The sequence below is a fragment of the Gracilibacillus massiliensis genome (genome assembly GCF_001458115.1).
GTDB lineage: Bacteria > Bacillota > Bacilli > Bacillales > Amphibacillaceae > Gracilibacillus > Gracilibacillus massiliensis.
On sequence record NZ_CZRP01000011.1, the window covers coordinates 250,428 to 264,625 of the forward strand.

The 14,198-nt window shown below is 35.6% G+C and carries 10 protein-coding genes and 1 pseudogene; all 11 read left to right on the forward strand.

From position 1 onward, the window contains the following. The first annotated feature begins 17 nt into the window (after positions 1-17). The 11 genes and pseudogenes from BN3107_RS04985 (at position 18) to BN3107_RS05035 (ending at position 14,193) form a co-directional block, all read left to right on the forward strand. The gene (locus tag BN3107_RS04985) at positions 18-851 is read left to right on the forward strand and encodes a carbohydrate ABC transporter permease (protein WP_058306527.1); all 834 of its coding nucleotides are present in this window, start codon (positions 18-20) and stop codon (positions 849-851) included. Between the two features lie 60 nt (positions 852-911). Further along, the gene (locus tag BN3107_RS04990; RefSeq protein ID WP_058306528.1) at positions 912-2,273 is read left to right on the forward strand and encodes an ABC transporter substrate-binding protein; all 1,362 of its coding nucleotides are present in this window, start codon (positions 912-914) and stop codon (positions 2,271-2,273) included. Between the two features lie 92 nt (positions 2,274-2,365). Next, entirely contained in the window at positions 2,366-4,162 is a 1,797-nt protein-coding gene (locus BN3107_RS04995; protein WP_058306529.1) for a cache domain-containing sensor histidine kinase, read from the forward strand. A gap of 5 nt (positions 4,163-4,167) precedes the next feature. Continuing rightward, complete coding sequence (locus tag BN3107_RS05000; protein ID WP_058306530.1) at positions 4,168-5,802, forward strand: response regulator transcription factor; 1,635 nt, start codon at positions 4,168-4,170, stop codon at positions 5,800-5,802. A 118-nt stretch (positions 5,803-5,920) separates the two neighbouring features. Beyond that, positions 5,921-7,714: pseudogene (gene uidA, locus BN3107_RS05005) on the forward strand (beta-glucuronidase). Positions 7,715-7,848: 134 nt separating this feature from the next. Beyond that, positions 7,849-9,321, forward strand: coding sequence for an MFS transporter (locus BN3107_RS05010; RefSeq protein WP_058306531.1), 1,473 nt, complete (start codon positions 7,849-7,851; stop codon positions 9,319-9,321). A 144-nt stretch (positions 9,322-9,465) separates the two neighbouring features. Beyond that, the gene (locus BN3107_RS05015; RefSeq protein WP_058306532.1) at positions 9,466-11,046 is read left to right on the forward strand and encodes an ABC transporter substrate-binding protein; all 1,581 of its coding nucleotides are present in this window, start codon (positions 9,466-9,468) and stop codon (positions 11,044-11,046) included. A gap of 36 nt (positions 11,047-11,082) precedes the next feature. Then, positions 11,083-12,045, forward strand: a complete 963-nt coding sequence (locus tag BN3107_RS05020) for an ABC transporter permease (RefSeq protein ID WP_231735254.1) — start codon at positions 11,083-11,085, stop codon at positions 12,043-12,045. A 2-nt stretch (positions 12,046-12,047) separates the two neighbouring features. Beyond that, positions 12,048-12,857 (forward strand): ABC transporter permease, encoded by an 810-nt coding sequence (locus BN3107_RS05025; protein ID WP_058306534.1) that lies wholly within the window; start codon positions 12,048-12,050, stop codon positions 12,855-12,857. Continuing rightward, the gene (locus tag BN3107_RS05030; protein WP_058306535.1) at positions 12,835-13,569 is read left to right on the forward strand and encodes an ATP-binding cassette domain-containing protein; all 735 of its coding nucleotides are present in this window, start codon (positions 12,835-12,837) and stop codon (positions 13,567-13,569) included. The genes BN3107_RS05025 and BN3107_RS05030 overlap by 23 nt, the downstream gene beginning before the upstream one ends. After that, positions 13,570-14,193 (forward strand): ABC transporter ATP-binding protein, encoded by a 624-nt coding sequence (locus tag BN3107_RS05035; RefSeq protein WP_058306536.1) that lies wholly within the window; start codon positions 13,570-13,572, stop codon positions 14,191-14,193. It abuts the gene before it with no gap. The last annotated feature ends 5 nt before the right edge of the window (positions 14,194-14,198 follow it).

Consider the following 14,198-nt stretch of genomic DNA (forward strand, 5'->3'; position numbering starts at 1 on the left):
TGAGAGGGGGATTTATAATGACAGAGAGTTTTGATTATCGTAGATTAGTAATGACGATTATAATGACAATTATCGGAATAATGTTTATGGCTCCATTTTTATGGATGATATCTGCTTCCTTAAAAGTAGAAGAAGAAGTATTAACATTTCCTATTCAATGGATACCGCAAACATGGAATGCAGTTGAGAATTACAAAGAAGTTTGGACTGGATCAATGCCGTTTTTATTACTATATTGGAACTCCATTAAAGTAACGGTATTAACTACTCTTACATCAGTGTTTGTGTCCGGTCTAGCGGCATATGGTTTTGCAAAAATAAATTTCAAAGGTCGCGATGCCGTTTTCTTACTTGTATTAGCGACATTTATGATCCCACCACAAACGTTATTGGTAACACAATTCTTATTATATCGTTGGTTTGGGTTATATGACACTCACACAGGTTTAATCCTATTAAATAGTTTTAGTGTATTTGGAACGTTTATGCTTCGGCAATTTTATCTTGGGGTTAGTAACGAAATTATTGAATCGGCGAGAATGGATGGTGCTGGTCACTTCCGTATCTTCGCTTCTATAGCACTACCATTAGTTCGACCAGCAATTGCAACTTATGCTATATTACGTTTTATTTGGACATGGAACGACTTCCAATATCCACTTATTTTCTTGAGAAGTGAAGGGTTGTATACGATTCAACTCGGGGTGCAAAGCTTTGCCGATGAACACGGAAGTATTTATTCTTTAATGATGGCTGCTTCAGTATCGGCAATTGTTCCACTACTGATTATTTTTATCATAGGTCAAAAGCAAGTAATTGAAGGTATTCAACTAGGCGGTGTCAAAGGTTAATTCGGTAGAAACCAATTTTGGTTTACTATAAATAAATTTCATCAAAAGGGGAGAAAGTAAATGAAAAAACGTTGGTCTTTATTATCTGTATTAATGTTAGTAGGTTTTCTGCTATTAGCAGCGTGTTCGGGTGGAAGTGATGGTGATGAAGAAAATGCTTCAGGTGACGATGCTGCAAATGATGACAATGGCGGAGAGTCAAGTAGTGAAGAAGAAATTAATTTAAAATTTGTTCACTGGATTAATGAAGAAAATGGGAAATGGGAGTCTGTAATCGAAAAGTATGAAGCAGAAAACCCAGGTGTTACCATTGAGTCAATGCCATTAGTAGAAAACATGAATTCACAAGACTACTTTCAACAGCTCGATTTAATGGCATCAGCTGGTGAGGATTTGGATATTGTAATGTTCAGTAACCCAAATGATTTAGCAAAACGTATTGATGCAGGTTTAGTAGAGCCACTGAATTCATTTTTAGATGAAGAAGGAATCGATATTAATGAAGAATATTTGAATGGTTATCCTGCTTTTGATGGTGAATATTATGGATTGCCGATGAAACAGGTAACATGGTTAGTCATGATGAATAAGAATCACTTAGAAGAGGCTGGATTAGAAATTCCAACAGAATGGACTTGGGATGAATATCGTGAATATGCACAACAATTAACAACAGATGATCATTATGGGTCATATTTTCATACTTGGCATGAAGCATTCTCAGCTATTAAATTATTTGGAAAGCCAGAAGGAGATAATAACCTATTAAAAGAAGATGGTACTTCCAATATGGATGATCCATTAATAAAAGAATCACTAGAACTACGTTATAACTTAGAAAATGTGGATGAAACGTCTGTACCATTATCAGAAAATCTTTCACAGCAAATGGACTATCGTCAGCAATTCTTTACACAATCAATTAGTATGATACCAATCGGTTCTTATATGTTATCGGAGTGGGGACAGTTTACACCTGATTTTGAAATTGCTTGGGCTCCATTCCCACAGAATGAATCTGGAGATAATATGTATACTCAGGTTGGCGGTGACTTAATAAGTGTTGCTAAATCATCAGAGCACAAACAAGCATCATATGACTTCATTCGTTGGTTATCAACAGAAGGAATTATGGATCAAGGTGTATGGGTACCATCATGGAAAAATGCTGACTTGAATACAGCAGTAGAAAACGTAGCATCAAACACACCAAATCCAGAAGCAATCGATATTGAATCATTTGTACATTCTATAAGTACGATTGAGGCGCAAAAAACGTATGCACCGGCTCCATATATAACTGAAGTACACACTGAGTATGCAGCAGAAGTAGAGAAATATCTATTAGGAGATCAAGACCTTGATACTACGATGGATAATTTAAAAGAACGAGTGCAGAATGTAGTAGACTCTAATCAATAATAATATGCTAGAATAGAGAGAAGGAACAACTCCTTCTCTCTATTTATGTTGAGTTACTAGTGACCAACCTTAAAAGTGAGGTGATGTACAGCATGAAAAATACTGTTAAAAAGCTTAATCAATTATCTTTAAGAAGTCGCTTAATTATTGCGGTAATCGTTTGTATACTTCTGCCTTGGATTAGTACATATTTTGTTTCTAATTATATTACAAAAGACGTGTTAGAGGAGCGTGCTACCAATCAAGCGAACGAATCACTTAGTTTAATTGAAGTAAATATCAAAAATATTTTAGATGATGTGATGTATGCATCCAACTATATTCAATTCGATACAGGGTTTAATCAAATAATGAAGGAACATCAAGCAATTGATCCTAGTAGTTCAAGAGCTAGCCAAGAAATTGCATTAAATTATATTGAAATGTCGAACCGTTTATCTAGTATTACAGATGTATTAGCACCAAGTTATTTCACTATTCTTTTTAGCAATGATTTATTTTATACTAACTATCCTTTGAGTGAATATTATCCTTTAGACTTTTACGATAGACCATGGTTTGATAAATTGAAAGCTTCTAACTATTACGATACGTTATGGATTGGAGCTCACCCCACCTATATTTCATCAGAACATGAGTCAGATCCGTATCTTATAAGTGTTGGTAAAAACTTGCAGCAAGCAACACAATATGATACATACTTAATTGTTTCGATTAAAGAAAAACAATTCCGATCTTTATTAGAGACGTATCAACAAGAAAACAATTCTGAATATTTTTTAACGGACCAAAGTGGAAAAGTTTATTCAAGTGTGGATGAATCTTTCATAGATCAACAATTACCATATGATGTGAATCAATCCAATTATCAAATTGTGAATCGAAATGGACAAGATTATTTTCTTGTTAGTTATCCAGTTTCATATTCAAATTGGCGACTGGTCAGTTTAATTCCTTATCAAGAAACGATTGGTAATATAAATCGTGTAACCAACACGACTATTCTTATTCAAGGTGCTCTATTATTATTATTCTTAATTGGTTTAATCGCACTTGTTCGAGAGCTAACCAAACCGTTAACCGAATTAAATGCTGTCACAAAATCAGTCGAAAATGGTGACTTAAGCAGGAGGGCAAAATTATCTGGTAATAATGATATCGCAAACCTAGGTTATTCATTTAACGAGATGTTAGATACCATCGAAGAAATGATCGATGAAGTTCGCTTGCGTGAGCAAGAAAAAAGAACAGCAGAATTGGAAATGCTTCAAGCACAAATCAATCCACATTTTTTGTTTAATGTGTTAAATGCGATTCGTTTACAAATTAAATTAAATGGAGATAAGCATAGTGCGGATTTAATCCATGCTCTATCATCTTTATTGCGCATGACCATAAATCGCAATAATCCTTTTATTACGTTAGCAGAAGAGTTAGATATTATTGATCATTATACAAGGCTAATGAATTTTAGACACCAGCATGAGGTGGAGTTAACCTATATTTTGGAAGATGAAACAAAAAAAGTCGAAGTTCCTCGATTTTTCTTGCAACCAGTCATTGAAAACGCTATCATACATGGTTATAATGAAAGAAATGGTTCTATTGTGATCTATGGTGTTATACTAGATGATAACGTGTTAAAATTACAAATTACAGATGATGGCATAGGTATGGATGAAGAAGAACTAAAGAAAATTAAAGCAAAAATCTTTGAAACTGAATATGATTCCATGCCGAAAAACCATCAATCTTTTAATGGTATTGGTATTAAGAATGTCTATCAACGAATGAAAATGATTTATGGTAATCAATTCTCGATGGAATTGGAAAGTGAAAAAAATGTAGGTGCAAGTTATACCTTTTATCTTCCGATTGAGAAGGAGTGATTGTGATGTACCGAGTAGTATTAGTGGACGATGATAAATTGGTAACCAAGTTTCTTGAAAAAATGATTCCTTGGCAAGAGTCAGGTTTTGAAGTGGTAGCGACCTTTCAGGATAGTGTGAAAGCATTAAACTATTTTAATGATCATACTTGTGATGTTCTCATAACAGATATCGGGATGCCGCATATGAATGGAATTGAGTTAATCACAAAAGTGAAGGAACAAAGTGGTGCTAGTTATCAAGTTATTTTATCTTGTCATGACGAATTCCATTTTGCGCAACAAGCATTAAAAATAGGCACCTTTGATTATATTTTGAAAGAATCGATGGAAGAGGAAGACATTATAGCTGTTTTAGAGAGATTAAAAGAAACGTTAGAGCAAACGAAAAAAAATGACACGTATCAAGAAAAAATAAAAAAATTTATGAAAGAGAATAATATGTCGCTAAAATCAAAATTTTTAGAGACAATATTACACATACCTAATACGATCAAAGAGTCTTGGTGGCAAGAACAAGAAGAACTACTTGAAATGGATTTTTCACATGAAAGCTATGCAGTCGCACTCTGTTTTATTGATAATTTCGACCAAGCGTATACTCATTATGAAAATGAAAGATTACTACAATTTAGTATTAATAATGTCTTAGAAGAAGTATTAATGAAATATGCTGTAGGTGTACAAGTTTTTTATTTAAACAATAAGTTTTTCATTTTGTTTCCAGCTAAGCAAGCCAGACATACTACGATTCACCGCATGATAGAAGCAGCTCTTAATGAAGTACAGAGTAAAATTTCCAGCTTTTTAAGTTTATCGATTACATCTGTTATTCATTCAGGAAATCATCAACGTGAGCAGTTAACAGAAGTTTTGCATGAATTGATGAAACATGAAGAACAGCGTTTTTATTATAAACATGGGTCACTACACTATTTCCAACGACGAGAATACCAACATAATTCGATTTTTACTTCCTATACAAAAGAAGTTGACCAGCTAAAAACAGCCATATTAAATAAAGATAAACAATCTGTTTCAATCTGGATTCAAGAAAGGTTGGAGCAAATAGTAGCTGATAAGTATTCTCCAAAAGCGATTATTGATTGGGCCATAAAATTAGTATTGGATATTAAAATCAGTTTAAACGCATTACAACATTTCGAAAATAAGCCATTTGATTCCATGACAAGTCGTATGTTACAAGAATCAGAAAATTATCAAGTATTAGAGTCGTTACTAATGTATATTTTTCAACAATATATACAGCAAGTACCAGTAAATGATGCTCGCTCACAACACGAAGAAATTATAAAAGCAAAAAGGTTTGTCCATCAGCATCTTGATCAAAAAATTACGTTAAAAGATATTTCGGTTCATTTACATCTTAATCCCAGCTATTTTAGTCGCTTGTTTAAAAAGGAAACAGGGGAAACCTTTATTGAATATGTGACAAGAATCAAAATGGAAAAAGCAATGGAATTTTTGAACCATAGTACAAAAACAGTAGAAGAGATTTCTTTTGAATTGGGGTTCGATAGTAAAAGTTATTTTCTTAAAACGTTTAAAAAAGCAACGGGTATGTCTCCAAAAGCTTATAGATATAAAAGTGATCAAGTTTCGGTTAAGGATAATAAATAACTTAATTAATTTGTTTACCAAACAAAAGTATTGTCAGGAACCGACATAGAATTTACTATATAGATAGCAATTAGTTTGGTTGATAAACTAATGAAACCTTAAAGAGAGGTGTTTACTGATGTTGTACCCGATTACAACGGAAACAAGAGGACAAGTGGATTTAAACGGTATTTGGAATTTTAAAATCGATGAAGGAAATGGCTTTGATGAAAAATGGTATCAACAGCCATTAGAAAATGCGATGTCAATGGCTGTTCCATCTTCTTATAATGATGTTGCAGTTACAAAAGAACTTCGAAACCATGTTGGTTGGGTATGGTATGAGCGTTCTTTTACGGTTCCGAATTATATGTTAAATGAGCGAATTGTACTTCGGTTTGGCTCGGCAACACATTTTGCCAAAGTGTATGTTAATGGTCAATTGATTACTGAACATAAAGGTGGCTTTACACCTTTTGAAGCAGAACTTAACGATTTTGTATCAAAAGGGAAAAATCGTGTTACCGTAGCAGTTAATAATATTGTGGATGAATCGACATTACCAGTTGGTATCTATAAAGAAGAAGAGGTAGAGGGATTAGGAAAAGTTGTTCAAAATTCTCCAAACTTTGACTTTTTTAATTATGCAGGTCTTCATCGTCCAGTTAAAATCTATACGACTCCTAAGACGTATGTCGAGGATATTACCGTTGTAACGGATATTATCGGTGATCAAGGTGTAATTGATTATCAATTAGAAGTAAATGGAATTGTGGACGATGTTCAAATCTCCATTTTTGATGAAGATGATCAAAAAGTAGCTAGTGCATCTGGCGAAAAAGGAAAGATTACGATTGAAAACGCTAAATTATGGGAACCACTAAATGCCTATTTGTATACGATGCGTATTGAGTTAAATGGAGCAAATGACGTTTATGAGCAACCGGTTGGAATCCGAACAGTGGAAGTTAAAAATGGTCAATTTTTAATTAATGACAAACCGTTTTATTTTAAAGGATTTGGAAAACACGAAGATACACCAATTCATGGTAGAGGTTTTAATGAAGCGAGTAATGTCATGGATTTTAATTTAATTAAATGGATCGGTGCTAACTCTTTCCGTACTGCCCATTATCCTTATTCAGAAGAAATCATGCGTTTGGCTGACCGGGAAGGTATTGTGGTAATTGACGAGACGCCAGCAGTTGGGGTGCATTTGAATTTCATGGCAACTTTGTTATCCAATGCTGAAAAATGAAAAACGTTTGAAGAAATTCAAACATTTGAGCATCATCAAGATGTAATTCGTGAATTAATTGCAAGAGATAAAAATCATCCATCAGTTGTAATGTGGTCGGTTGCAAATGAGCCTGCTTCTGAAGAAGAGGGAGCCTATGAATATTTCAAACCGCTAGTAGAATTAGCTAAGGAACTCGATCCCCAATCTAGACCCGTTACTATCGTTACATTAATGATGGCAACACCGGATAAAGATAAAATTGCGGAGTTGATCGATGTATTGGCGCTTAATCGTTATTACGGTTGGTATGTAGATGGTGGTAATTTAGAGTTAGCTAAAATTCACCTGCGTCAAGAACTAGAGGCTTGGAATAAACGATGCCCAGGAAAGCCGATTATGTTTACGGAGTATGGGGCAGATACGGTTGCAGGCTTTCATGATATTGATTCGATTATGTTCACAGAAGAGTATCAAGTTGCGTATTATCGAGCTAACCATGAAGTGTTTGACGAATTCGATAACTTTATTGGTGAACAAGTATTGAACTTCGCCGATTTCGAAACAAGTCAAGGAGTTATTCGCGTACAAGGGAATAAAAAAGGGATATTCACAAGAGATCGCAAACCGAAAGCAGTTGCTTTTGATTTGAGAAATCGTTGGACAAACATTCCAGAGTTCGGTTACAAACAATAATGATATGCTTGGTTATGCTGTTAGGTGGTACCCAAGCAAAATAACAACTTAATTAGTTTGTTTTTCCAACAAATAAAATAACGAACATTAATTTAAGATGTAAGCGGATAAATAAAGAGAATTGAGGGGATAATATGTCGAAACAAGAAATGGAATCAAGATATCATACAGCAAAGAATTGGCAGATTGCTTTATTTGCCTTAAATAATACAGCAACGAATTTGTACCTTTTTGCTATGACTTTTGTAACCTATTATGCAACAGGTATCGCTGGATTAACCGTTGTGGTAGTAAGTACAATTCTAGCGTCAATGAGAGCATTTGATGCAATAACAGATCCAATTATCGGTTTTATTATTGATAAAACAGAAACAAAGTTTGGTAAGTTCCGACCGATCCAATTAATTGGTAACGTTGTCTTGCTAACATCTTTTATAGCGATGTATAGTATTCATCATTTACCAGACAATCTGCAACTGATTGGTTTTATTGTGACACATGCGATCTATATTTTAGGTTACACGATGCAAACATCAGTAACAAGAGCAGCACAAACAGTATTAACCAATGATCCGAAGCAACGTCCATTGTTTACGATATTTGATTCCATTTATAATGCGTCATTATTTTCACTAGGTCAAATTTATGTTTCTTCCTATTTAGTTGGAAAACATGGTGAAGATTTTCCGATGCCATTATTTGTTGAATTAAATACGTTAGTAGTCATTGTGTCATTAACGTTTACGATATTAGCAATTATTGCAATTCGTTCTAAAGACCGCAAAGAATTTTACGGTCTCGCAGATATTAATGTACAAACACGTTTCCGTGATTACTGGCCAGTATTAAAGAAAAACCGAGCAATGCAAATGCTTGTTATTTCAGCGTCTACAGATAAACTGGCTGCACAAGCTATGCAACAACAAGCCGTTAATGTCATGTTATTTGGTATTTTGTTAGGTAACTTTGCATTAAGTGGTACGATTAATTTAATCATTTTAGTTCCAAGTTTGCTTATTACATTCTTAGGTGTAGGTTATGCAAGAAAAACAGGACTAAAGAAGTCACTAGTACGTTTTTCTTGGGTTGGGGTAATTTCGTTCATTGCCATTATCGGATTATTTATGGTAGTGGATGATCCACAAGTGGCTAACTTTGAGAGTATCGGCTTTGTTACGATATTATTCTTAATTCTGTACAGTATTGGTCGAGGTGTATCCACATTAACACCATCGATTGTTATTCCGATGATTGCCGATGCATCTGACTATGAAACCTATCGTTCAGGGCGTTACGTTCCAGGTATGATGTCAGCGCTGTTCTCATTTGTTGATAAATTAGTATCTTCATTAGCACCAGCCGTAGTTGGCTTTATGGTTGCGATTATCGGTTATCAAAATGAATTTCCGCAGATTGGCGAAACCTTGACGCCTGATTTATTTGTGATGACGCTAGTGTTAGCGTTTGGTATTCCAATTGCAGGCTGGTTAATTTCGATTTTAGCAATGAAATTCTATCCATTAGATGAACATAAGATGAAAGAGATCCAAGAAGAAATTGCGAAAGTGAAGGAAGAAAAATCAGATATAGTACCTCCTAAACAATAAGAGAAATGTTTAAACCCGAACGAAAAAGAATGCTTTTTCGTTCGGGTTTTTAAATATCAATAGGTTGATTGTCTCATCTGACCACTGATAACTCTACTATGTTATAATATGATTCGGTAATCTTTAAAAAGGAGCACAATCAAGTTGAAGAAAATAACTATTTTACTTATTATATATATATTTATATTAACTGGATGTAACGATAAACTAGAGCCAGAAACAGAAGAAGACACGTTATCACAACTGACGCTAGCTGTTGGTGGTGAACCAGACAATGGTTTTGATCCGACAACAGGATGGGGAAGATATGGTTCAGCTCTTTTTCAAAGCACGTTATTAGCCTACAATAAAGACCTTGAAATTACATATGACTTGGCTACAGACTATCAAGTATCTGAGAATGGCAAATCGTGGACTGTTTTCCTTCGTGAGGATGCTAAGTTTTCAGATGGTGAATTATTAACAGCGGACGATGTCATTTTTACATTTGAAACTGCTCAACAAACACAATCAATTGTAGATGTAGCAAATATTGCAAAAATCGAAAAAGTAAATGACTTTGAATTGATCTTCCATCTTTCAGAGCCACAATCGACCTTCGTTCATACCTTACAAACATTAGGAATTGTCCCTGAACATGCCTATGATAGTGACTATTCACAAAATCCGATTGGCTCTGGCCCCTATCAATTGGTAGAATGGCGTAAAGGTGAACAATTAATGGTGGAAATAAATTCGCATTATTATGGGACAGAGCCAGAATTTAAGCAGCTTACTTTTTTATTTGTAGGAGAAGATCAAGCACTTGCAGCTGCAAAAGCAGGACAAGTTGATGTGTTGTCAGTTCCGATCACGATGTCGAATCAAGAAATAGAAGGAATGGAACGTCTCTCCTTTCAAAGCGTCGATAACCGTGGTGTAATGTTACCTTTCCCACAACCAGGCATAAATGAAGAAGGACAACCAATCGGAAATGATATCACATCTGATCCTGCGATTCGGCGAGCTCTCAATTATGCCGTGGACCGCCAGGCGATTGTTGATGGTGTCCTGGATGGAGAGGGAACGATTGCTTATTCTAGTGTTGACCGATTACCATGGCAAAATCCGGAGGTTATGATTGACGATGGTGACACTGAAAAAGCAGAGCAAATTTTGCTAGAAGCAGGTTGGCAGCGAGGAACGGATGATTTTTTTGAAAAAGATGGTAAGAAAGCGAGCTTGACGTTATATTACCCAACAGATGACCAAATGAGACAATCACTCTCACTTGTTTTTGCCGATATGATCACTGAGTTTGGTATCGAGGTAATAACAGAAGGAGCTAGCTGGAATGAAATTGAGGAGCAAATGCATGCACATCCTGTAATGATGGGGTGGGGCAGTCATAACCCGACAGAATTATATTCATTGTATCATTCTGATATACAGGGGATCGATTATTATAATGCCAATTATTATCAAAATGAAAAGGTCGATCAATATTTAGATCAAGCATTATCTGCTAGTTCAGAAGAAGAGGCATATAACTACTGGCAATTAGCCCAGTGGGACGGGGAAACAGGCATGAGTGTGATAGGTGATGCTCCGTGGGTTTGGTTGGTCAATTTAAACCATATTTACTTTGTGAATGAAGATGTGGATATTGGCGAACAGAAAGTGCAACCACATGGTCACGGCTGGCCGATAACCGATTTTATTACGGAATGGCAACAGGTAGATTAAGATAGAAAGAAGACGGTGAAACGGATGGTACTATTTATGATCAAGAAACTATTACGATTACTAACATTACTAGTAGCTGTAAGCTTCCTAACCTTTTTACTTATCAGTTTGTCACCTATCGATCCTGTTCGTGCATATATCGGTGCAGACATGCTACTCGTTAGTCAAGAGCAGCGGGGAATGATTGAGGCGTATTGGGGGTTAGACCAGCCGATAATCAATCAGTATTTTCAATGGGTAGCAAGTCTTGTGACAGGTGATTTCGGTACTTCGCTGATTCATCGTGCACCTGTAATTGACGTGATTATGGATCGCTTTTTATCATCTATTATTTTAATTGCGCTTGCTTGGTTGGCTTCTGGTCTATTTGGTATCGTCTTAGGATCAATAGCAGCTATGAAAAAAGGGTCCTGGCTAGATCATGTTATAAAAGGGTATTGTTACGTGCTTTTGTCGACCCCAGGTTTCTGGTTAGGATTACTTTTATTAATGGTCTTTTCGGTTTGGTTAGGTATATTTCCGACAGGTTTGAGTGCGCCGATTGGAGTTACCGCAACAGAGGTCACCTTTATAGATCTCGTCTACTATGCTATTTTACCTGCAGCAACTTTAAGTATCATCGGGGTTGCCAATGTCTGTTTACATACTCGAGAAAAATTAGTAGAAGTGCTAAATACTCCATACATTTTGCAAGCAAGAGCAAACGGTTATACTGGATATAAATTATTTTTCAGGCATGGTTTGCGCAATATGATCTTACCGGCCATATCCGTACATTTTGCTTCTTTTGGGGAATTATTTGGAGGTGCCATTCTAGCTGAGCAAGTTTTTAGTTATCCTGGATTAGGTGAGGCAATTGTGGAAGCCGGTCTGAACGGAGATGTTCCGTTATTTTTAGCGATCGTTTTAATTAGCGCTTGCTTTGTGTTTGCTGGGAGTTGGATAGCAGATACACTCTATTACATGTTAGACCCTCGTTTGCGTAAAGGGGGAAGTTAAACTTGAAAAAACAATGGATGATCCCGTTAATTGTGTTTATTTGTCTATACCTAACCTCATTTTTTATTGATAAAAATACGATCGGGATAAATTTGCAAATAAAAAATCAGGCACCTAGCTTCAATCATCTGTTTGGTACCGATTGGCTTGGTCGTGATATGTTGAACAGGACGCTAAAAGGACTGCAATTAAGTATGATGATTGGGTTATTAACAGCTTTGTTATCTACATTTTTGGGACTCGTTTTAAGCTTAGTATCTTCTATTAATAAAATGTTAGATAAAATCGTGACATGGTTGATTGATTTGTTTTTGAGTTTGCCACATCTTGTCACCCTTATTCTGATTACATTCGTTTTAGGTGGAGGATTAAAAGGTGTAGTGGTTGGTCTAATGCTAACTCACTGGCCAGTGATTACTAGAGTGTTACGCGCGGAATTATTGCAATTAAAAGAAATGCCATATGTTCAACTATCAAAACAGTTAGGAAAACCGTTTTGGTGGAGAGCGAGACATCATTTTCTACCACACCTTGTGCCCCAATTGTTGGTAGGTTTTACTCTGATTTTTCCTCATGCGATTTTGCATGAAGCGGCCATCACTTTTCTAGGCTTTGGCTTATCAGCCGAGGAGCCAGCGATTGGTATTATTTTGTCAGAATCGATGCAATATTTATCAGCAGGTATGTGGTGGTTGGCATTTTTCCCTGGCCTTTTGTTATTAATGATGATCATCATCTTTCAGCGATTTGCTAATACATTAAAAGATTATTTTGGAAGGGATCGTGCATATGATGAGCATGTTAACGATTGAACAACTATCGATTTTTCATCAAAAAACAAACCATAAACTATTAGATTCTGTTGATTTGTCTGTAGATGAAGGTGAGATCGTAGCATTAGTCGGTGCTAGTGGTTCAGGAAAAAGTCTGATTGCTCAAGCGATATTACAGCTCTTACCTGATAATCTTAGACAAACAGGTAAGCTCTATTATCGAGGTCGACCAATTTCAAAAAATGATCGAGGACGAATGATTTCCTTAATACCACAATCAGTTGAAGCTTTAGATCCGTTAATGAAAGTCGGAAAACAAGTTTCTGATTCTGAACATAAGGTAGTAGATTTATTGCAGAAATTGGGTCTCGAAGTAGAAATATCTCAACGTTATCCTTTCCAATTATCTGGTGGTCAGGCTCGACGAATATTAGTCGCGATTGCACTTGGTAGTGCTGCGAAAGTAGTAATTGCCGATGAACCAACGCCAGGTTTAGATGAAGATGCGAAAGCGGACATGTTGTCGTTGTTAAAAGAAGTGAAAGAATCCGGCAAGTCGATACTATTGATTACACATGATTATGATGCTGCTGTCGAATTAGCTGATCGAATCGCAGTAATAAAGGACGGGAAAATAATCGAAAACACGCTTAAAGAAAATTTTGCAGGAAATGCTGAGAGGCTATCCCATCCTTTTACAAAAGCTTTATGGCAGGCATTACCTAAAAATCTATTTATAAGGGGCCTTTAAATGTTAAAGATTAAAGATATATCTTACACATTACCTAACCATTTGTCTCTTTTTCGAAACATTTCATTGTCAATCAATAGTGAAGAAATAATAGGGTTGAGTGGTAAAAGCGGACTCGGAAAAACTACCCTAGCAAAAATTGTGGCAGGATACATACGTGCAGATCATGGTGATATAAATGTGCAACAAAAAAAAGACAAGCCCCATCCTGTCCAATTAATTTGGCAAAATCCTGAGCAGGCGGTCAATCCGAAATGGCGAATCGATAAGATATTAGCAGAAGCAGGTACGCTCGATCCATCCATAATAAAAAAGTTAAAAATTTCAGAGGAATGGTTACATCGTTACCCTGAACAACTTTCTGGAGGGGAGTTACAACGAGTATGTATTGCGAGGTGTTTGTTAGCACGACCAGAATTTATCATAGCGGATGAAATGACTACGATGTTAGATCCAATATCACAAGCAGAAATTTTTAAAATGCTACTAGAACACGTTCAAACTAATCATATCGGATTATTAATTATTAGTCATGATAAGATTTTATTAAACAATCTTTGTGATAAAGTAATAGATTTTAAACAATTAATGAAACCAAAGAAAGAGATTAATCGTATACAATAATAAGC

Bases quoted from the DNA above. Each gene is read 5' to 3' on its own strand.
- BN3107_RS04990 (WP_058306528.1), top strand. From the start codon at position 912: ATGAAAAAACGTTGGTCTTTATTATCTGTATTAATGTTAGTAGGTTTT.
- BN3107_RS05035 (WP_058306536.1), top strand. From the start codon at position 13,570: ATGTTAAAGATTAAAGATATATCTTACACATTACCTAACCATTTGTCT.
- BN3107_RS05030 (WP_058306535.1), top strand. From the start codon at position 12,835: ATGATGAGCATGTTAACGATTGAACAACTATCGATTTTTCATCAAAAA.
- BN3107_RS04995 (WP_058306529.1), top strand. From the start codon at position 2,366: ATGAAAAATACTGTTAAAAAGCTTAATCAATTATCTTTAAGAAGTCGC.
- BN3107_RS05000 (WP_058306530.1), top strand. From the start codon at position 4,168: ATGTACCGAGTAGTATTAGTGGACGATGATAAATTGGTAACCAAGTTT.
- BN3107_RS05010 (WP_058306531.1), top strand. From the start codon at position 7,849: ATGTCGAAACAAGAAATGGAATCAAGATATCATACAGCAAAGAATTGG.
- BN3107_RS04985 (WP_058306527.1), top strand. From the start codon at position 18: ATGACAGAGAGTTTTGATTATCGTAGATTAGTAATGACGATTATAATG.
- BN3107_RS05020 (WP_231735254.1), top strand. From the start codon at position 11,083: ATGATCAAGAAACTATTACGATTACTAACATTACTAGTAGCTGTAAGC.